13 protein-coding genes are annotated in these 19,795 nt (G+C 65.8%); 5 read left to right on the top strand and 8 right to left on the bottom strand.

The window, feature by feature from the left end:
* From glgX to treY, 3 genes are read left to right on the top strand one after another with little or no spacing between them, the layout of a single operon-like run.
* The gene (glgX, locus tag JQ633_RS01815) at positions 1-2,073 is read left to right on the top strand and encodes a glycogen debranching protein GlgX (protein ID WP_211981702.1); all 2,073 of its coding nucleotides are present in this window, start codon (positions 1-3) and stop codon (positions 2,071-2,073) included.
* Positions 2,070-3,824 carry a malto-oligosyltrehalose trehalohydrolase gene (gene treZ / locus JQ633_RS01810; protein ID WP_211981700.1) on the top strand — a complete coding sequence of 585 codons (1,755 nt, stop codon included), beginning with the start codon at positions 2,070-2,072 and terminating at the stop codon, positions 3,822-3,824. The genes glgX and treZ overlap by 4 nt, the downstream gene beginning before the upstream one ends.
* Before the next feature lie 4 nt (positions 3,825-3,828).
* Positions 3,829-6,618 (top strand): malto-oligosyltrehalose synthase, encoded by a 2,790-nt coding sequence (gene treY / locus JQ633_RS01805; RefSeq protein WP_211981699.1) that lies wholly within the window; start codon positions 3,829-3,831, stop codon positions 6,616-6,618.
* A gap of 6 nt (positions 6,619-6,624) precedes the next feature.
* Here the strand turns inward: treY and JQ633_RS01800 are convergent, their stop codons facing one another.
* A complete protein-coding gene (locus JQ633_RS01800; RefSeq protein WP_211981697.1) occupies positions 6,625-6,933 on the bottom strand; it encodes a polyhydroxyalkanoic acid system family protein in 309 nt (102 codons plus the stop codon).
* 166 nt (positions 6,934-7,099) lie between these two features.
* On the opposite strand from JQ633_RS01800, the gene JQ633_RS01795 reads away from it, so the two are divergent.
* The gene (locus tag JQ633_RS01795; RefSeq protein WP_021080901.1) at positions 7,100-7,264 is read left to right on the top strand and encodes a DUF3309 family protein; all 165 of its coding nucleotides are present in this window, start codon (positions 7,100-7,102) and stop codon (positions 7,262-7,264) included.
* A 131-nt stretch (positions 7,265-7,395) separates the two neighbouring features.
* Here the strand turns inward: JQ633_RS01795 and ligD are convergent, their stop codons facing one another.
* The gene (gene ligD / locus JQ633_RS01790; protein WP_211981696.1) at positions 7,396-10,050 is read right to left on the bottom strand and encodes a DNA ligase D; all 2,655 of its coding nucleotides are present in this window, start codon (positions 10,048-10,050) and stop codon (positions 7,396-7,398) included.
* A 103-nt stretch (positions 10,051-10,153) separates the two neighbouring features.
* Here ligD and JQ633_RS01785 point away from each other — a divergent pair, with 103 nt between their 5' ends.
* Complete coding sequence (locus JQ633_RS01785; protein WP_211981695.1) at positions 10,154-11,038, top strand: Ku protein; 885 nt, start codon at positions 10,154-10,156, stop codon at positions 11,036-11,038.
* 105 nt (positions 11,039-11,143) lie between these two features.
* On the opposite strand, the gene JQ633_RS01780 is transcribed toward JQ633_RS01785, so the two are convergent.
* The 6 genes from JQ633_RS01780 to kdpA all read right to left on the bottom strand — a co-directional run bounded on the left by JQ633_RS01780 (position 11,144) and on the right by kdpA (position 19,748).
* Positions 11,144-11,362: a DUF6496 domain-containing protein gene (locus JQ633_RS01780; RefSeq protein WP_211981693.1), complete on the bottom strand. Its 219-nt coding sequence runs from the start codon at positions 11,360-11,362 to the stop codon at positions 11,144-11,146.
* A gap of 381 nt (positions 11,363-11,743) precedes the next feature.
* The gene (locus JQ633_RS01775) at positions 11,744-12,433 is read right to left on the bottom strand and encodes a response regulator (RefSeq protein WP_211981691.1); all 690 of its coding nucleotides are present in this window, start codon (positions 12,431-12,433) and stop codon (positions 11,744-11,746) included.
* On the bottom strand, positions 12,430-15,144 hold the full coding sequence (locus tag JQ633_RS01770; protein ID WP_211981689.1) for a sensor histidine kinase: 2,715 nt from the start codon (positions 15,142-15,144) through the stop codon (positions 12,430-12,432). Before JQ633_RS01770 ends, JQ633_RS01775 begins: the two co-directional genes overlap by 4 nt.
* 39 nt (positions 15,145-15,183) lie before the next feature.
* Positions 15,184-15,789 (bottom strand): K(+)-transporting ATPase subunit C, encoded by a 606-nt coding sequence (locus tag JQ633_RS01765; RefSeq protein ID WP_211981688.1) that lies wholly within the window; start codon positions 15,787-15,789, stop codon positions 15,184-15,186.
* A gap of 118 nt (positions 15,790-15,907) precedes the next feature.
* Positions 15,908-18,019, bottom strand: a complete 2,112-nt coding sequence (kdpB, locus tag JQ633_RS01760; protein ID WP_211981686.1) for a potassium-transporting ATPase subunit KdpB — start codon at positions 18,017-18,019, stop codon at positions 15,908-15,910.
* Between the two features lie 25 nt (positions 18,020-18,044).
* Positions 18,045-19,748 carry a potassium-transporting ATPase subunit KdpA gene (gene kdpA, locus JQ633_RS01755; protein ID WP_211981684.1) on the bottom strand — a complete coding sequence of 568 codons (1,704 nt, stop codon included), beginning with the start codon at positions 19,746-19,748 and terminating at the stop codon, positions 18,045-18,047.
* Between the last annotated feature and the right edge of the window lie 47 nt (positions 19,749-19,795).

Here is a 19,795-nt window from a genome sequence, read left to right as displayed (position 1 = left end):
ATGCGACTGACCGGGGGAACGTCCGGACGGCTTGGTGCAAGCTGGGACGGCAGGGGCACCAATTTTGCGCTGTTCTCGGCCAACGCCGAGAAGGTCGAGCTGTGCCTGTTCGACGGCCAGGGGCGCCGCGAGCTCGAGCGGATCGAGTTGCCGGAGCGCACCGAGGACGTCTGGCACTGCTATCTCAACGACATCTCGCCGGGCCAGCTCTACGGCTATCGCGTCTACGGTCCCTACGCGCCGGAGCGCGGCCATCGCTTCAACCCGAACAAGCTGCTGCTCGATCCTTATGCCAAGCGGCTCGCCGGTCGGCTGGTGTGGAGCGACGCGCATTTCGGCTATCGCACCGGCAGCGCGCGCGAGGATCTCTCGTTCGACCGGCGCGACAACGCCCGCGGCATGCCGAAGGCCGTCGTCGTCGACGAGAGCTTCAACTGGGGCCGCCGCGAGATCCGGCCGCACATCCCCTGGGAAGACACCATCATCTACGAGGCCCACATCAAGGGCCTGACCCAGAAGCGCGAGGACGTGCCGCCGAATCTGCGCGGCACCTATGGCGGCTTGTCGTCGCCCGCGATGATCAGCCACCTCAAACGGCTCGGCGTCACCACGGTCGAACTGCTGCCGATCCACGGCCTGATCGACGACCGCATCCTGGTCGAGAAAAAGCTGGCGAACTACTGGGGCTACAACACCATCGCGTTCTTCGCGCCCGAGGCGCGCTACGCCCAGGACAACGCGCTCGACTCCTTCCGCACCACCGTGGCGCGGCTGCACGACGCCGGCATCGAGGTGATGCTTGACGTCGTCTACAACCACACCGCCGAGGGCAACCATATGGGCCCGACGCTGTGCTTCCGCGGCATCGACAATGCCTCCTACTACTGGCTGAACCGCGAGAACCCGCGCTTCTACGACGACTTCACCGGCTGCGGCAGCTCGGTCAACCTCACCCATCCGCGGGTGCTGCAGATGGTGATGGACTCGCTGCGCTACTGGGTCGAGGTCTGCCATGTCGACGGCTTCCGCTTCGACCTCGCCACCACGCTGGCGCGCGGGCCGAACGGCTTCGATCGCGGTCACGCCTTCCTCACGGCGGTGCGGCAGGACCCGGTGCTGGCCAATGTGAAGATGGTCGCGGAGCCCTGGGATCTCGGCCTCGGCGGCTACCAGGTCGGCGCGTTTCCCTCGCAATGGTCGGAATGGAACGATCGCTATCGCAGCGCGATGCGGCGCTACTGGACGGGCGAAGGCAATCTGACCGGCGAGATCTCGAGCCGGATGACCGCCTCGTCCGACCTGTTTCACCACGACAACCGCGCGACGCGCGCCAGCATCAACCACATCACGGTGCACGACGGTTTCACGCTGGCCGATCTGTTCAGCTACAACCAGAAGCACAATGAAGCCAATGGCGAGGACAATCGCGACGGCTCCAACGACAACCACAGCAACAATTGCGGCCATGAGGGCCCGACCGACGATCCCGCCATCATCGCGCTGCGCCGCCAGCTACGGAAGAACGCGCTCGCCTGCCTCCTGCTGGCGCAGGGCACGCCGCTGATCCTCGCCGGCGATGAGGTCGCCAACACCCAGGACGGCAACAACAACGCCTATTGCCAGGACAACGACACCGGCTGGATCGGCTGGGAGAACCTCGGCAAGGATGACGACGCCATCGACTTCATCGCCCACCTCACCGAGCTGCGCCAACGCTTCGGCCAGATCCGCTGCCAGCGCTGGCTCGACGGCCGCCGCACCGACGGCAGCTATGGCGTGCTCTGGCTGACGCCATCGGCGGAGGAGATGAAGGAATCCGACTGGAAATTTCCGGAAAGCCGGTTTCTGGCCTATGTTCTGGGACCGATGGAACCAGGACAGGCGCCGATCTTTATTGTGCTCAATGCCGCACCGCAGGAGATCGCGTTCAAGATGCCGAAAATGCCCGAATACAGGAGCTGGCAGCAGGTGCTGAACACGACCGAGACGGTGCAGACATCAGGGCAGTTCACCTCCGGCGTCGAGATCAAGGCCCCGCCGCGCTCGGTGCTGGCCTTCGCGGGCGCCGCATGAATGCTCAGCATTTCGGCGTGGAGCTGACATCCGACGGCGCGCGCTTCCGGCTATGGGCGCCGGCGGCGAAGCGCGTCGATCTGCTGCTCGACAAGCCGCATACGCTAACGCGCGACGCGGCCGGATGGTATGTCGCCGAGATCCCCGGTGCGCGCGCCGGCACCCGCTACAGATTTCGCATCGACGACGAGCTCGACGTCCCCGATCCGGCCTCCGCATTCCAGCCGGACGACGTGTTCGGCCCCAGCGAGGTGATCGATCACGCCGCGTTCAAGTGGCGCGCGACCGAGTGGCGTGGCCGGCCCTGGCATGAAGCCGTCGTGCTCGAGGCTCACGTCGGCACTTTCACGAAGGAAGGCACCTATCGCGCGATGATCGACAAGCTCGATCATCTGGTAGCGACCGGCATCACTGCGCTGGAGCTGATGCCGCTGGCGGACTTCGCCGGCAAGCGCAACTGGGGCTATGACGGCGTGCTGTGGTACGCGCCGGACAGCGCCTATGGCCGCCCCGACGACCTCAAGACCCTGATCGACGAAGCCCATCTGCGCGGACTGATGGTGATGCTCGACGTGGTCTACAACCATTTCGGCCCGGAGGGGAATTATCTCGGCCGCTACGCGCCTTCCTTCTTCACCAATGCGCAGACGCCGTGGGGCAGCGCGATCGATTACCGGGTGCCGGAAGTGCGCGCCTTTGCGATCGGCAGCGTCGTGAGTTGGCTGCGCGACTACCGTTTCGACGGACTGCGGTTCGATGCGGTGAACATGATCGTCGAGGCCGGCGACGTCGCCGTGGTGCACGACTTCAGCAAGGCGGCGGGGCGCCTCGCCGCCGAGACCGGCCGGCACATCAATCTGGTGCTCGAAAACGGCGACAACCTCGCGAGCCTGCTCGACGCCACGGAAGATCCGCCGCATGGCAAGTTCCGCGGCCAATGGAACGACGACTATCATCACGTCTGGCACGTGATGCTGACCGGCGAAACGCAGGGCTATTACGGCGACTATCAGCGCGCGCCGAAGCAGGATCTCGCCCGTGCGCTGTCCTCGGGTTACGTCTATCAGGGTGAGGTCTCGGCATTCTGGGGCAACAAGCCGCGCGGCGAGCCGAGCGGCGCGCTGTCGCCGACCTGCTTCATCAACTTCCTGCAGAACCACGACCAGATCGGCAACCGGCCGCTCGGCGACCGTCTCGTCAGCATCGCAAAGCCGGAAGCGGTCGAAGCCGCGCTCGCAGTCACCTTGATCGCGCCGACGACGCCGATGCTGTTCATGGGCGAGGAATGGGGCGCGACGCAGCCCTTCCCGTTCTTCTGCGATTTCAAGGGCGATCTCGCCAATGCCGTCCGCAAGGGACGGCGCCAGGAATTCGCCTGGGCTTACGCCAAATATGGCGACGAGATTCCCGATCCACTCGACGCGAAGACGATGCAATCCGCCGTGCTGGATTGGACGGCACTCGGCCGCGATCCCGGCCGCGGCCGGCTCGCGCTGGTCCACGACCTGCTTGCCGTCCGCGCGCGCGAGATCACGCCGCGGCTGGCCGGGGCGCGTTTCGGCGACGCTGTTGTGACCGGCGATCTGTTGACGGCGCACTGGCAGATGGGCGACGGCAGCACACTGCGGCTCACCGCCAACCTGTCGGACCGCGCGATGCCGGACGCGCCGGAGCCGAAGGGAACCGCGATCTGGGGCGGCGCGTTGTCGGGGCACCTCCCCGTCTGGGCGGTGCGCTGGAACATCGGATAGCATAATGCCTCTCGCGATCCCGATCGCGACCTACCGCCTGCAACTGACTGCCGACTTCGACTTCGATGCTGCCGCCGCCGTGGCGCCGTATCTGAAGACGCTCGGCATCAGCCACGTCTATGCCTCACCGTTCATGAAGGCGCGCAAGGGCTCGACCCATGGCTATGACGTCGTCGACCACACCAAGTTCAATCCGGAACTCGGCGGCGAGGAAGGCTTTGCGCGGTTCAGCGACACGCTGAAGCGCAACGATCTCGGCCTGATCCTGGATTTCGTGCCGAACCATGTCGGCGTGCATTTCGCCGACAATCCATGGTGGCTCGACATGCTGGAATGGGGACCGGCCTCGCCGCATGCCGCCTCCTTCGACATCGACTGGGATCAGCTGCCTTATCGGGCGCGCGGCGGCGTACTGCTGCCGATCCTCGGCCTGTCCTACGGCCAGGCGCTGGAGCACGGCGAGATCGAGCTGCGCTACGACGAGATCGAAGGCAGCTTCTCAGCCTGGTACTATGAGCACCGGCTGCCGATCGCGCCGGAACGCTATGGCGAGGTGCTGCGGGCCATCGTCCGCGAGGCCGCTGCGGAGGACAGCGCGGCCGGCCGCGCCATGCTCGCTCTCGCCGCGCGCTATCGGGGCTTGCGTCATCCGAACCGCGCCGAGGCGCCGGCCTTCAAGGCGGAGTTGCGCGCCATCGCCGGCGGCGCCGACATCATCGCGCGCGGGCTCGTCGCCTATCGCGCCGGCGAGGATCGCCCCACCCAGACGCTGGCGCTGCATCATCTGCTGGAGCGCCAGCACTACAAGCTCGGCCATTGGCGGCTCGCCTCCAGCGACATCAACTATCGCCGCTTCTTCGACATCAACACGCTGGCGGGCCTGCGGGTCGAGGATGCCGCCACTTTCGAGGCCAGCCACGGCCTGGTGAAGCGGCTGATCGCGGAGGACCGGCTGCAGGGCCTGCGGCTCGACCATATCGACGGCCTGCGCGATCCCGCGCAATATTTCCACCGGCTGCGCCGCCTGATCCGCGCCGCCCAAGGCGCCAAGGCGCGGCCGTTCTACATGGTGATCGAGAAGATCCTCGGCGAGGACGAGAAGCTGCCCGCGTTCAGCGGCGTCCACGGCACCACCGGCTATGAATGGATGAACACGATCAGCCAAGTGCTGGTCGACGGCGCGGGCCTCGATCCGCTCGGCGAGATCTGGCGCCAGATCAGCAGCCAGTCGCCGGCGCTTGAGCCGGTGCTGCGCGAGGCCAAGCGTCGCGTGCTGGAGACGCTGCTGACCAGTGAGTTCACCGTGCTGGCGCGGCTACTGGCACGCATCGCCAACGGCCATTACTCGAGCCGCGACTTCTCGGCCGACAGCCTGCGCCAGGCGCTCGAGCTCTACGTGCTGCATTTCCCGGTCTACCGCACCTACCTCACCTCCTCGCCGCCGAACGCGCATGATCGCGCGCTGATCGACCAGACCATCGCGCGCGCCCGCGCCGACTGGTTCGCCGCCGACGACGGCATCTTCGACTTCCTGCGCGATGCCCTGACGATGGATCTGCTGAAGCCCGGGCGTCCCCCGCATAGCGCGCCGCGCGTCCGTCGTTTTGCGCTGAAAGTGCAGCAGTTCACCGGGCCGATGATGGCGAAGTCGCTGGAGGACACCACCTTCTATCGCTATCACCGCCTGCTGGCACTGAGCGAGGTCGGCGGCGATCCGGCGGCGAACGCGCTTCCTGCCGACCGCTTTCACGCCATGATGCAGGCCCGCGTCCGCGATTGGCCGCACGGCATGACTTCGACCGCGACCCACGACACCAAGCGCGGCGAGGACGCCCGCACCCGCATCATGGCGCTGGCGGAAATCCCCGGCGAATGGACCAGCGCGGTCTCACGCTGGAAGGTACTGAACGCGCCGCATCTGGTGCTTGACGGCGAGATCCGCGCGCCGTCGGCGACATTCGAATACATGCTGTATCAGGCCCTGATCGGCGCCTTCGACCCCGATGATAAGGACTTCACTGCGCGCATCCAGGCCTATGCGCTGAAGGCGGCGCGCGAGGGCAAGCAGGAGACCAGCTGGCTCAATCCGCACGAGCCCTATGAAGCCGGCGTTGCGACCTTCATCGAGCGCATCCTCGATCGCAAGACATCGCCCGAGTTCCTCGACGCGCTGCAGACGCTGGCGCAACGCACCGCGCTGCTCGGCGCGCTGAACTCGCTGAGCCAGATCACACTGAAGGCGACGATGCCGGGTGTGCCGGACTTCTACCAGGGCACGGAACTGTGGGATTTCTCGCTGGTCGACCCGGACAACCGCCGTCCGGTCGATTTCGCTGGACGCGCAACGGCGCTTGCGGCGCTGGAGACGCCGGATTGGGACGCGCTGGCGCAGAGCTGGCGCGACGGCCGGTTGAAGTTCGCATGGACGCGGCATCTCTTGCGGTTGCGCAGCGAGATGGCCGATGTCTTCACCGGCGGCGACTACGAGCCGCTTACCGTAAGCGGCCCGCACCGCGATCACGTCGTCGCCTTCGCGCGCCGCCACGGCCGCGACGCCGCCATCGTCGCGCTGGCGCGATCGCTTGCGCCGTTCACGCAAGGCGGACGCACGTGGCCGCAGCCGCGGGCGTTTGAGGGGATGCTCGATATGCCGGGATTTGCGAGTGCGATCGGCAAGGACGGGATTGAGTTGTCCGCGCTGTTTGCGCGGCTGCCGGTCGCGGTGCTGAAGGCGAAGGTCGCGGTGACGGCAAAGCGCCCCGCAAAGCGGAGTCGCGCCCAGGTCCGATCCTAGCCGGCCTCAGCGCTTGGTCAGCAGCAGCTGCCCGCGCTTCTGGATCGCCGCCTGCGCCGCTTCGGCGAAGCCCTGCAGCAGCCAGGGCAACGTCACCTCCACGCGGACAGTGGCGTCCTCGACATCGACATGCCCGACCGCCACCTGACCCAGCGCGCGGACGCGAAAGTCCATGCGGTTGTCGTCCCAACGCTCCTCGTCGACGTTGACCACGGGCAAGCTCGCCGTCGCGCGCGACAGGCCGGTCTTGATGCGACGCATCGCCTCGTCGCGGCCGAGACTATGCGGGATCGAAACGATCAGTGGCGCCGACATCGCACGAACCTCCTGCTTGGATTTGCTTGATGTAGTTCTGTTCCACCAAAAACGGAAGAATCACACAGTTTTATGGCACCGCCAAATCCGGAACCTTCGAAGTTGCGGTTTGTTTTCCCAGCCGAAGGGCAGAGATCGAAAGGCCCGCGGGCTGAGGAGACCTGAAATGTCAATTGGAACCATCATTCTGATCATTCTGGTGATCGCGCTGCTTGGCGGCTTCAGCGGCATCGGCGGCGGTCCGTTCTACGGCACCGGCTATTACGGCGGCGGCGGACTGGGCCTGGTGATCGTGATCCTGCTGATCCTCTTGCTGCTCGGGAGGCTGTAGATACCCGCAATCCTCGTAGGGTGGGCAAAGGCGCGACGCGCCGTGCCCACCTTCACGAGGCGGTGCAAGAATGGTGGGCACGCTTCGCTTTGCCCACCCTACGCAGTTCAGCAAGAGGCTAACCTCGCTTTCTACTGTGCTCCAAGCTTCTTCATCGCCGCCTTGATCGACGCCGCGGCATCCTCATAACCGTCCCACGCCTTGCTCTTCGCCAGCAGCGCAGGCACGGTACGCACCGTGTATTTCTTCGGATCGAGATCGCCGCGCACCTGCGTCCAGGTCAGCGGCATCGACACCGTGGCACCCGGGCGCGCCCGCGGCGACAGCGCAGCGACGGCGGTCGAAAGACGATCGTTGCGCAGATAGTCGAGGAAGATCTTTCCCTGACGCTTGGCCTTCGACATGTTGATCAGGTAGCGCTCGGGATCGTCCTGCTCCATCCACTGGCAGACGGCCTGCGCGAACGCCTTGGCCTCCTTCCACGTCACCTTGTCCCTGGCGCCTGAGAGCAGCGGCGTCACGACATGAAGGCCCTTGCCGCCGGTGGTCTTGCAGAAGCTTTCGAGACCGACCGCGGTGAGCCGCTGGCGCATGTCCTTGGCGGCCTCGACCACGTCCGAGAACGCAACATCCGGCGCCGGATCGAGATCGAACACCAGCCGGCCCGGCGTGTCATAGGCGTCCGGCGCGCAATTCCACGGATGCAACTCGAGCCCGCCGAGTTGCGCGACGGCCGCAAGGCCCTCGACCTGGTCGATCTGCAGATAGGGTTTGCGATCGCCCGACACCTTGGCGAGCTTGAGCAGCTTCGAGGTGCCGGCCATCGCGTGGCGCTGGAAGAAGGTCTCGCCCTTGATGCCGTCGGGTGCGCGCACGATCGAGCACGGCCGGCCCTTGAGGTAGCCGATCATCCACTCGCCGACCGCCTCGAAATAGTTTGCGAGGTCGAGCTTGGTCACCGCCGCGCCGTCGCCGGCATCGGGCCACAGCGCCTTGTCCGGATGCGAGATGACGACACCCATCACCGTGCTGGAGGCCTTGCCCGCGCCTTTGGTCTGCGCCGCGCTCGTCTTTGCGATCCCTTTGGCCATCGGCCTTACCACCCTGGTTGCGACCGGCGTCTCGGCCTCCACCTCGCGCGCCGGCTTGTCCTGGCGCAGGCCCTTGAACGCCGCCTGGCGGATATTGCCGGCATCGGTCCAGCCGCCGAACTCGATCTCGGCAACCAGCTCCGGCTTCAGCCAGTGCACGTCGCGGGTCTTCTTCGGCGCATCCTTGCCGCCGAACGGGCTCTTGTCTGCCGCAGCCGCCTGCAACGCCGGCATGATGCGGCGGACCGTGTCCGCGCCGAAGCCGGTGCCGACCATGCCGACGAAGGCCAGATGATCGCCGCGATAGACGCCGGCCATCAGCGAGCGGAATTTGCCGTTGGTGGACTTCCAGCCGCCGATCACCACCTCGTGGCCGGCGCGGATCTTCGCCTTGGTCCAGTCGTCGGAGCGACCCGCGCGATAGGCGCCGTCGAGCCGCTTGGAGACGATGCCTTCGAGATCGAGCTTGCGCGCCGATTCCAGCACGGCCTCGCCGCGCTCCTCGAAATGCTCGACATAGCAGATCACAGGGTTCTTGCCCTTGCGCGCCTCGAGCAGCCGCTTAAGCCGCGCCTTGCGCTCGGATAGCGGCAGCGGGCGCAGATCGGTGGTACCCTCGAACAGCAGGTCGAACGCATAGAAGATCAGGCTGTCCGTCTTGCCGTCCGACAATGCGGCCTGCAGTGTCGAGAAATGCGGCGTGCCGTTGTTGTCGAGCGCGACGATCTCGCCGTCGATCAGGACATCCGGCAGCCGGCTCGCCTCCTTCGCGATTGCACCGAACTTGCCGGTCCAGTCGAGCCCCTTGCGGGTCTTGAGCACGGCCTCGCCATCCTCGACCCGCAGCTGCATGCGGTAGCCGTCGAACTTGATCTCGTGGCACCAGCCCGTGGCATTGGGCGGGCTCTCGACCGCGGCGCAGAGTTGCGGCGAGACGAAGTCCGGCATCTCCGAAACCTGCTTCGGCTTCGCCGCCGGCCGCGCCTTCAGCTGTTCTTTGGGGGACGGCGCCTTGGTCAGTCCGCGCGCCTCCGCGGCCATGCCGTGGTTGGACTGCCAGACGGCATCGGCCTTGCCGTTGCCCTTGGCCAGCATGAACGGCTTTGGTGCCTTGCCCTTGCCGGCCGCGATCTGCTGCATCGAGCGGCCGGAGGCGACGGAGCGGTCCTCCGCGAGAATCTCCTCGCCGTTGCCGTCGACGGCGTATTCGTCGCGATGCTTGATCAAGAGCCAGTTGGTACGCTTGCCGCCATTGCGGTCGTTCTTCATCCGCACTAGCACCCAGCTGCCGTGCAGCTTCTCGCCTTCCAGCGTGAACTTCAGATCGCCCTTCTTGAAGCCGCGCTCGGGATCGTCGGACTGCCAAAAGCCGCGGTCCCAGAGCTGCACCGTGCCGCCGCCATACTGGTCCTCGGGTATCGTGCCTTCGAAATCGCCGTAGTCGAGCGGATGATCCTCGACCTCCACGGCCAGCCGCTTGTCGTGCGGATCGAGCGAGGGGCCGCGCGTCACCGCCCAGGACTTGAAGACGCCGTCGAATTCGAGCCGGAAGTCGTAGTGCAGCCGCGTCGCATCGTGCTTCTGAATGACGAAACGCCGCTGCTTGGCGGGCGCGACCTCGACCTCGCCCGACGGCTCGCTGGTCTTCTCGAAATCGCGTTTCTTGCGGTAGGTGGACAGGTTTCTCAGCGGCACGTCGACCTCGGCACAAACGACGGCCGCCGCCCGCGCGGCCGATCAGGAACCAAAACCCACGGTATCCGTTCAAGTTCCAAACTCAAGTTGTTTGGAGACGATCATGGCCGCTCCCCGCGCCTACTGGAAAGGCACGCTCAAACTCTCGCTGGTGTCGTGCCCCGTGGCGCTCTATCCGGCCTCGACCGCGGTCGAGAAGACCCGCTTCCACATGATCAACCGCGAGACCGGCAACCGGCTGAAGCAGCAGATGGTCGATGCCGAGACCGGCGACATCGTCGAGGGCGACCAGAAGGGCCGCGGCTACGAGGTCAGCAAGGGCAAATATGTCGAGATCGAGAAGGACGAGCTCGAGGCGGTGCAGATCGAGAGCAACCACACCATCGACATCGACAGCTTCGTGCCCGAGGGCGAGATCGACAAGCGCTATCTCGACCATCCCTATTACATCCGTCCCGACGGCAAGGCCGGCGCTGACGCCTTTGCGGTGATCCGCGACGCCATGAAGGACCAGGACCGCGTCGCGCTGGCGCGCATCGTGTTGACCAACCGCGAGCACGTCATCGCGATCGAACCGCTCGACAAGGGCCTGCTCGGCACCACGCTGCGCTACCCCTATGAGCTACGCGATGCCGGCGACTATTTCGACGACATCAAGAGCCCGAAAGTGACGAAAGACATGATCGAGCTCGCCGGCCACATCCTCGACAGCAAGGCCGCGCATTTCGATCCGACGAAGTTCAAGGACGAGTACGAGACCGCGCTGAAGGCGCTGGTCCGCCGCAAGGCCGCCGGCAAGCCGATCAAGGCCACCGAGCGCGAGGAGAAGCCGAGCAATGTGGTGAGCCTGATGGATGCGCTGAAGCAGAGCCTGAAGGGCGGCGGCAGTGCGGGCCGCTCACGCTCCACCGCCCGCCGGCAGACCACGCCCCGTCGTGCGGCGAAGAAGGCGCACCGGTCGACCGCGCGGCGACGGAAGGCGGGGTAAGCCTTCACCCCGTCATTGCGAGGAGCGAAGCGACGAAACAATCCATCTTCCGAATGCGCGGTGAGGTGGATTGCTTCGCTTCGCTCGCAATGACGGGTGGATAGCTTACCGCTTCTTCGCGGTCTTGCGCCTCTTCGTAGTCTTCTTCGTCTTCTTCGGCACCTTGCGGCCCTTGGCGCGCGCTTCGGACAGGCCGATGGCGATCGCCTGCTTGCGGCTCGTCACCTTCTTCTTGGAGCGGCCGCTGCGCAGCGTGCCGGCCTTGCGTTTCTTCATCACGCGCTCGACGTCGCTTGATGCCTTGCGCGAATACTTTCTTGCCATGGTTTGCTCTCCCGGTAAGGGAATCCAATCCTCGCCCGGAGCGAAGGTTCCAGAACGGCAGTCCGCGTAGCCCGCATGAGCAGAGCGAAATGCGGGGACACACCCCGGATATCGCCTCGCTCATCCTGGCTACATGCTGTCGGGGCGCGGCTACCAAATGTCGAAAAACAACCCCATGCAAAGTAGCCGGTGGCGGCCGAGGCTCGACTGGGCCCTTGACACGTCGGGCAACTCAGCATTACTCTTCCAATATTCCGAAATCCGGCAGCAGCCTCGACAGCCATTTGGGATGGAGCGTAGCCCGCATGAGCGCAGCGACATGCGGGAAGATCCCCGGATATCGCTTCGCTCATCCGGGCTACAAGACCGAAAGGTGAGCGGCTAATCCGCGGCGCGCAGGCGGTAGCCGATACCGGTCTCGGTCAGCACGAATTGCGGGCGCTCGGGATCGGCTTCGATCTTCTGGCGCAGCTGGCGGACATAAACGCGCAGATACTGCGCGTCGGTCAGCTCGTCCCATAATTCCTTCAGCAGGAAGCGGTGCGTCAGCACCTTGCCGGCGTGCTGCACCAGGACGCGCAGCAGGTCGTATTCCTTCGGCGACAACTTGATGTCCTTGTCGCCGACCTTGACGATCCGGCGCACCAGATCGACTGAGAGATCGCCGGAGCGGAACACCGGCCGCTCGCCCTGCACCTGCAATTGATGGCGCAGCGCCGCGCGCAGGCGGGCCAGAAGTTCGTCCATGCCGAACGGCTTGGTCAGGTAGTCGTCGGCGCCGAGGTCGAGCGCCTGCACCTTGCCCGCCTCGTCGCCGCGGCTCGACAGCACGACGATCGGGACGCTCTCGTTGCGGCCGCGGATCATGCGCAGGAGATCATGGCCCTGGATGTCGGGCAGGCCGAGATCGAGAATGATCAGTGCCGGCCCTTCGGCCAGCATCTCCAGCGCGATCTTGCCGTTGGAGGCCTCCAGGATGTCGTAGCCCTGTGTGGAGAGCCCCATCCGCAGCAGCTTGCGGATCGGCGGCTCGTCGTCGATGACCAGGACCTTGATGGGCGTCGCATTCATGCAGCAGTATCCAGTGCGTCGGTCGCGGCCGTAACCGGCAGGCGTATGGTGATGACGGCGCCGCTCCGGTCGGAGCGGTTGGCCGCCGAGATCGTGCCGCGCATCGCCTCGACGAAGCCGCGCGAGATCGCAAGGCCGAGGCCGGTGCCGGGACGGACATGGTCGCCCTTCTCGGCGCGATAGAACTTGTCGAAAACGCTTTCCAGCTCGGCCGCCGGAATGCCGTTGCCCTCGTCCATGATCTGCAGCGTGACGCTGTCACGGTCCCGGGTGCTTCGGATCGAGATCGTAGTGTCCGCCGGCGCGTATTTCGCGGCATTGTCGAGCAGGTTGAACAGCACCTGCTCGAACAGTACGGCGTCGAGCTCCAGCATCGGCAAGTCGGCGGCAAGATCCAGCGACACCTTGTGATGCACCAGGATCTTGGCGGCGCGGCGCAAGGCGCTGCCGACGATCTCGCCGATATCGTGGCGCGCGGTATTGGGCACGATCGCGCCGGACTCCAGCTTGGTCATGTCGAGCAGATTGGCGATAAATCGATTCAGCCGCTCGGATTCGTCGATCACGGTGGCGAGCAGGTCGTGCTTCTGCGCGTCGGTCAGATTGGCGCCGAGATCGCGCAGCGTCGAGGCAGACCCGAGCACCGAGGCGAGCGGCGTCTTGAGATCATGCGAGATCGAGGTCAGCAGCGCGCCGCGCAAGCGGTCGGATTCCACCGTGCGCTTGACGCGGTCCATGTCCTCGACCAACAGCACGCGCTCGATCGCAAGCGCACCCTGGTCGACCAGCGCGTCGAGCAGCCGGCGCTGGTCCGGCGTGAGCAGCGGTCCGGTACGGTCGTCGTCGATGCCAATCACGCCGATCAGGCCGCGGCCGGTGCGCATCGGCAGGAACAGCCGCTTCGCCCCGGGCAGCGTGTCCGAGCCTCGGCCGGCCGGGCGGTCGTTGCCCCAGGCCCAACTGGCGGCGGCAATATCGGCCTTGTCGAGCTGGTCCTCGGGCGGATAGCCGGTCTTGACCGTGAGCACACCGTCTTCCGGCAGCAGCAGCACCACGCGCACCTTCAACATCAGGGCGATCTGGTAGGCGGTCGCCCACAGCACGTCGTCGAGCGTCGCGGTGCCGGCGAGCTTGCGGCTGAACGCATAGAGCGACTCGGTGGTGCGAACGCGGCCGATCGCAGTGTCGGCCTGGACGCGCACTCGCGCCGCGACATTGGAGACCAGAAGCGCGATCAGCATGAAGAAGAAGAACGCCGCCACATTGGTCGGATCGGTGATGGTGAACGTATAGACCGGCGGCAGGAAGAAGAAATTGTAGCACAGCGAGGCGAACACGCTCGCCAGCAGCGACGGCCACAGCCCGTAGCGCGCCGCCGCACTGACGACCGCGGTCAGAAAGACAAGGTCGACATTCTCGATGCCGAAATACGGCTGGATCAGCTTGGCCGCGGCAAGGCCGATCGCCGCCAGCAGCAGCGACATCAGATAGGGCCGCGGGTTGAACGCCTCCTGCCGCTGCGCGGTCCGCACCACCGCCTTGCCGACCGGCCCCTCGTCGCCGGCGATCACATTGACGCTGATGTTACCGGCGCGGCGCACCAGATCGTGCACGACGGAGCCACGTGTCAGTTCGAACCAGCGCGAGCGGGTGGACTTGCCGATGATGATCTGGGTGATGTTGTTGGCTTGCGCGAAATTGATGATGTCGTCGGCGATGCGGCGGCCGACGCCGGGAATGGTGAGCGCCTCGCCGCCGAGCGCTTCAGCCAATCGCATGGTGTCGGCAAGCCGGTCGCGCTGCTCGTCGGTCAGTTGCAGGCTGCGCCGCGTCTCGATGCTGATCGCGGTCCATTGCGCATGCAGCCGGTCGGCAAGGCGCTTGGTGTAGCGCACGAGGCCGGCCGCGCGCGGATCCTCGCTGACGCAGACCAGGATGCGCTCACCCGCCGCCCATGGGCCGGCGATCGCATTGGCCTGCATGTGGTTGAGCAACTGCTCGTCGACCCGTTCGGCGGTACGGCGCAGCGCCAGCTCGCGCAGCGCGGTCAGGTTGCCCGGCGAGAAATAATGCTCCAGCGCCCGCTCTGCCTGCCGCGGCACGTAGACCTTGCCCTCCTTCAGCCGCTGGATCAGATCGTCCGGCGTGAGGTCGATCAGCTCGATGGCGTCGGCGCGATCGATCACGGAGTCTGGCACTGTCTCGCGGACCCGCACATGGGTGATCTGCGCGACCACGTCGTTCAGGCTTTCGATATGCTGGATATTGATCGCGGTGTAGACGTCGATGCCGTGCGACAGCAGTTCCTCGACGTCGAGATAGCGCTTCGGATGCCGGCTGCCCGGCGCATTGGTGTGCGCGAGCTCATCGACCAGCGCGAGCTGCGGGCGCCGCGCGATCACGGCGTCGAGGTCCATCTCCTCAAGGCCCTGGTCGCGATAGCTGAGCCGCTTGCGCGGCACCACTTCGAGGCCCTTCACCAGTGCCTCGGTCTCCACCCGGCCATGCGTCTCGACGACGCCGATCACGACGTCGACGCCCGCCTTGAGGCGGGCGTGGGCGCTCGAGAGCATCTCGTAGGTCTTGCCGACCCCGGGCGCGGCGCCGATGAATATCTTCAGCCGTCCGGAACGGTCGGTCTCCCGGCGCGCTGCCTCGAGCAGCGCATCCGGCGAGGGTCGTTTTTCAGGGTCGCGGCTCTGACTGGCCATACCTCAATATAGTCATCCTGCGAGAGGCAGCCTACTCCCCTATTTCGCGCCGGCGCCATCCAGCGCCAGGTTGAGCGCGAGAACGTTAACGCGCGGCTCACCGAGCACGCCGGCGAAGCGGCCCTTGGTGTTCTCCGTCACCAGTTGGCGGACCGCATCATCAGACATGCCGCGTGCCTTGGCGACCCGCGGCACCTGGAACAACGCGGCCTCCGGCGAGATGTCGGGATCGAGCCCGCTGCCCGAGGTGGTGACGAGATCGACCGGCACCGGCGCCGACGGATTCTCCGCCTTCAATTTCTCGACGTCATCCTTCAGCCGGTCGGCCAGCGCCTTGCTGGTCGGGCCGAGATTGGAGCCGCCGGAATTGGCCGCGTTGTACGGCGCCGACACGGTCTTGGAGGAGTCGTTCGGATCGGGCGCCACCGTCGCCGACGGGCGGCCGTGGAAATATTTGTCGTCCTTGAACTCCTGCCCGATCAGGGCGGAGCCGATCACCTTGCCGTCCTTCTCGATCAGGCTGCCTTGCGCCTGGGTCGGGAAGATGACGCCGGCGATCCCGGTCATGGCGAGCGGATAGGCAAGGCCCGTGATCGCGGTGAGCAAGGCCAGCACCAGGATGGCGGGGCGGATTTCTCTCAACATGATAAGTCTCCGAAAAATTCTCCGTCATTGCGAGGAGCGAAGCGACGAAGCAATCCATGCTTCAGCAGGTGGAGAGATGGATTGCTTCGCTGCGCTCGCAATGACGGGGTTGCATGAGTTACGCCAGGCCCAGGGCGGCGACGACGAGGTCGATCGCCTTGATGCCGATGAACGGGATGATGATGCCACCAAGGCCGTAGACCATCAGGTTGCGGCCGAGCAGCGCCCCGGCGCCGATCGCGCGATACTTGACGCCCTTCAGCGCCAGCGGGATCAGCGCGATGATGATCAGCGCGTTGAAGATGATCGCCGACAGGATCGCGCTCTGCGGGCTTGCGAGGTGCATGATGTTCAGCACCCCGAGCTGCGGATAGAACGCGAGGAACATCGCCGGGATGATCGCAAAGTATTTGGCGACGTCGTTGGCGATCGAGAACGTGGTCAGCGCGCCGCGGGTCATCAATAGCTGCTTGCCGATCTCGACCACCTCGATCAGCTTGGTCGGGTTGGAGTCGAGGTCGACCATGTTGCCGGCCTCGCGCGCGGCCTGGGTGCCGGTGTTCATGGCGACACCGACATCGGCCTGGGCGAGCGCCGGGGCGTCGTTGGTGCCGTCGCCGCACATCGCCACCAGCTTGCCCTTGGCCTGCTCGTCGCGGATCAGCTTGAGCTTGTCCTCGGGCGTTGCCTGCGCCAGGAAGTCGTCGACGCCGGCTTCGGCGGCGATCGCGGCCGCGGTCATCGGGTTGTCGCCGGTGATCATCACGGTGCGGATGCCCATGCGGCGCAGCTCGGCAAAGCGCTCGCGGATGCCGCCCTTGACGATGTCCTTCAGGTGGATGACGCCGAGCAGCTTGCCGTCCTTGGCCACGGCGAGCGGCGTGCCGCCGGCCTTGGCGATCTCGTCTGCGATCGACTGAACCTCGCGCGCCTCGGCGCTCATCGTCGCCGCGACGGCGCGGACGGTGTTGCCGGAGGCGACGGTGCGGGACTCGCCGCCCTCGACATAGCTCAGGATCGCATCCACCGCGCCCTTGCGGACCGAGGACGAGCCGGCATCGATGCCGCTCATGCGGGTCTGCGCGGTGAACGGCACGAAGGTCGCGGCGAGCTCGTGCATATCGCGGCCGCGGATGCCGTATTTCTCCTTGGCCAGCACCACGATCGAGCGGCCCTCCGGCGTCTCGTCGGCGAGCGAGGCGAGCTGCGCGGCGTCCGCCAGTTCCTGCTCGGAGACGCCACGGATCGGCCGGAACGCGGTCGCCTGGCGGTTGCCGAGCGTGATAGTGCCGGTCTTGTCGAGCAGCAGCGTATCGACGTCGCCGGCGGCTTCCACCGCGCGGCCGGACATCGCCAGCACGTTGAAACGCACCAGGCGGTCCATGCCGGCGATACCGATCGCCGACAGCAGCGCGCCGATCGTGGTCGGGATCAGCGTGACGAACAGCGCCACCAGCACCACGACCGAGATCGAGCCGCCGGCATAGGCGGCATAGCTTGGGATCGTCACCGTCGCGAACACGAAGATGATGGTGAGGCCGGCGAGCAGGATGTTGAGCGCGATCTCGTTCGGCGTCTTCTGCCGCTCGGCGCCCTCCACCAGCTTGATCATGCGGTCGATGAAGGTCGAGCCCTGCGCCGCGGTGATGCGGACGCGGATCCAGTCCGACAGCACCTGGGTGCCGCCGGTGACCGCCGAACGGTCGCCGCCGGATTCCCGGATCACGGGCGCGGACTCACCCGTGATCGCGGCCTCGTTGACCGAGGCGACGCCCTCAATCACCTCGCCGTCGGACGGGATGTTGTCGCCGGCCTCGACCAGCACGACGTCGCCGACCTTCAGCGAGGTGCCGGGCACCATGCGGTAGGTGCGGTCGGTGCCGGTCAACAGCTTGGCCTGGGTCTCGGTGCGGGTCTTCTTCAGCGATTCCGCCTGCGCCTTGCCGCGGCCTTCGGCGACCGCCTCGGCGAAGTTGGCGAACAGCACCGTGAACCAGAGCCAGAGGATGATCTGGAAGGTGAAGCCGAGGCTGGCGCCGCCGGTGACGAGATCGCGCACGAAGATCACGGTGGTCAGCGCGGCCACGACCTCGACGACGAACATTACGGGGTTCTTCGCCATCAGCCGCGGATCCAGCTTGACGAAGGCCGATTTGATCGCAGGCACCAGGATCTTCGGATCGAGCATGGTCGACGCCGTCACCCGCTTCTGCAGTTTTGTGGTTTCCATGGTTGTCACTCCGGACAAAATTCGATCAGAACAGGGTGTTGGCGTTCATCGCGAGCTGCTCGACGATCGGTCCGAGCGCCAGCGCCGGGAAGAAGGTCAGGCCGCCGATGATCAGGATGACGCCGACGACGAGGCCGACGAACAGGCCGCCGGTGGTCGGCAGCGTGCCGGCCGACGGCGGGATCGACTTCTTGCCCGCCAGCGAGCCGGCCATCGCCATCGCCGGCACGATCATGAAGAAGCGGCCGACGAACATCGAGGAAGCGAGCGTCAGGTTGTAGAACAAGGTGTTGCCGGTCAGGCCGCCGAACGCCGAGCCGTTGTTGCCGGTGGCGGACGTGAAGGCGTACAGCACCTCGGTGAAGCCGTGCGGGCCGGCATTGGCCATCGATGCCACCGCCGATGGCAGCACCACCGCAACGGCTGTCCAGCCGAGATACATCAGCGGCAGCACCAGGATCGCGAGCATCGCCATCTTGACCTCGCGGGCCTCGATCTTCTTGCCGACATATTCCGGCGTGCGGCCGACCATCAGGCCGGCGACGAAGATCGCCAGCACGACGAACAGCAGCATGCCGTAGAGACCGGCGCCGACGCCGCCGACGATGATCTCGCCGAGTTGCATGTTGATCAGCGGGATCATGCCGCCGAGCGCGGTGAAGCTGTCATGCATGGCGTTGACCGCGCCGCAAGAGGCGGCGGTGGTGACCACGGCGAACAGCGAGGACGCGACGATACCGAAGCGGACCTCCTTGCCCTCCATGTTGCCACCCGTCAGTCCAAGCGCCTGCAGCGTCGAGGTGCCGTTGGCCTCGGCCCAATAGGTGATTGCGACGCCCGCGACGAACAGCACACCCATCACGGCGAAGATCGCCCAGCCCTGGCGCTCGTTGCCGACCATGCGGCCGAACACGTTGGTCATGGCGGCGCCGATCGCGAAGATCGAGATCATCTGCACGAGATTCGACAGCGCGGTCGGGTTCTCGAACGGATGCGCGGCGTTGGCGTTGAAGAAGCCGCCGCCATTGGTGCCGAGCATCTTGATGGCGACCTGCGAGGCGACCGGCCCGAGCGCGATGGTCTGCTTGCCGCCTTCCAGCGTGGTGGCGTCGACATAGGCATGCAGCGTCTGCGGCATGCCCTGCGAGACCAGGAACAGCGCGTAGACGATGCAGATCGGCAGCAGCACGTAGAGCGTGGTGCGGGTGACGTCGACCCAGAAATTGCCGACGGTGCGCACCGAGGAGCGCGAGAAGCCGCGGATCAGCGCCATCGCGAGCGCGATGCCGGTTGCGGCCGACAGGAAGTTCTGGTGGGTCAGGCCGAGCATCTGGACCAGATAGGACAGCGTGCTCTCGCCGCCGTAGTTCTGCCAGTTGGTGTTGGTGATGAAGGAGATCGCGGTGTTGAACGAGAGATCCGGGGCGACCGCCGATTGATCGGCCGGGTTGAACGGCAGCGCCTGCTGCAGCCGCATCAGCCCGTAGATCAGGAAGAAGCCGCCGACATGGAACAGCAGCATGGCGACCGTATAGGTCAGCCAGTGCTGCTCGCGCCGCTCGTCGACGCCGCCGACCCAGTAGATGCCGCGTTCGACCGGACGCAGCACCGGGGAGAGGAAGGTGCGCTCGCCATTGAACACGCGGGTCATGTACCAGCCGAGCGGCTTGACCAGCGCAGTGACGATCGCACAGAACAGTATAATTTGAATCCAGCCGACGACGGTCATCGCGTCAAACCTTTCGAATGGGGGCGTAGCGCAGCAGCGACGCGAAC

This window comes from Bradyrhizobium tropiciagri (assembly GCF_018130505.1).
In the GTDB taxonomy this organism is placed as follows: Bacteria; Pseudomonadota; Alphaproteobacteria; order Rhizobiales; family Xanthobacteraceae; genus Bradyrhizobium; species Bradyrhizobium tropiciagri_B.
The sequence above is the reverse complement of the archived record's forward strand: the minus strand, read 5'-3'. Positions and strand labels throughout refer to the sequence as shown.

Bases quoted from the DNA above. Each gene is read 5' to 3' on its own strand.
- JQ633_RS01765 (WP_211981688.1), bottom strand. From the start codon at position 15,789: ATGTTGAGAGAAATCCGCCCCGCCATCCTGGTGCTGGCCTTGCTCACC.
- JQ633_RS01770 (WP_211981689.1), bottom strand. From the start codon at position 15,144: ATGGCCAGTCAGAGCCGCGACCCTGAAAAACGACCCTCGCCGGATGCG.
- JQ633_RS01795 (WP_021080901.1), top strand. From the start codon at position 7,100: ATGTCAATTGGAACCATCATTCTGATCATTCTGGTGATCGCGCTGCTT.
- kdpA (WP_211981684.1), bottom strand. From the start codon at position 19,748: ATGACCGTCGTCGGCTGGATTCAAATTATACTGTTCTGTGCGATCGTC.
- treZ (WP_211981700.1), top strand. From the start codon at position 2,070: ATGAATGCTCAGCATTTCGGCGTGGAGCTGACATCCGACGGCGCGCGC.
- JQ633_RS01775 (WP_211981691.1), bottom strand. From the start codon at position 12,433: ATGAATGCGACGCCCATCAAGGTCCTGGTCATCGACGACGAGCCGCCG.
- JQ633_RS01780 (WP_211981693.1), bottom strand. From the start codon at position 11,362: ATGGCAAGAAAGTATTCGCGCAAGGCATCAAGCGACGTCGAGCGCGTG.
- treY (WP_211981699.1), top strand. From the start codon at position 3,829: ATGCCTCTCGCGATCCCGATCGCGACCTACCGCCTGCAACTGACTGCC.
- JQ633_RS01800 (WP_211981697.1), bottom strand. From the start codon at position 6,933: ATGTCGGCGCCACTGATCGTTTCGATCCCGCATAGTCTCGGCCGCGAC.
- kdpB (WP_211981686.1), bottom strand. From the start codon at position 18,019: ATGGAAACCACAAAACTGCAGAAGCGGGTGACGGCGTCGACCATGCTC.
- glgX (WP_211981702.1), top strand. From the start codon at position 1: ATGCGACTGACCGGGGGAACGTCCGGACGGCTTGGTGCAAGCTGGGAC.
- JQ633_RS01785 (WP_211981695.1), top strand. From the start codon at position 10,154: ATGGCCGCTCCCCGCGCCTACTGGAAAGGCACGCTCAAACTCTCGCTG.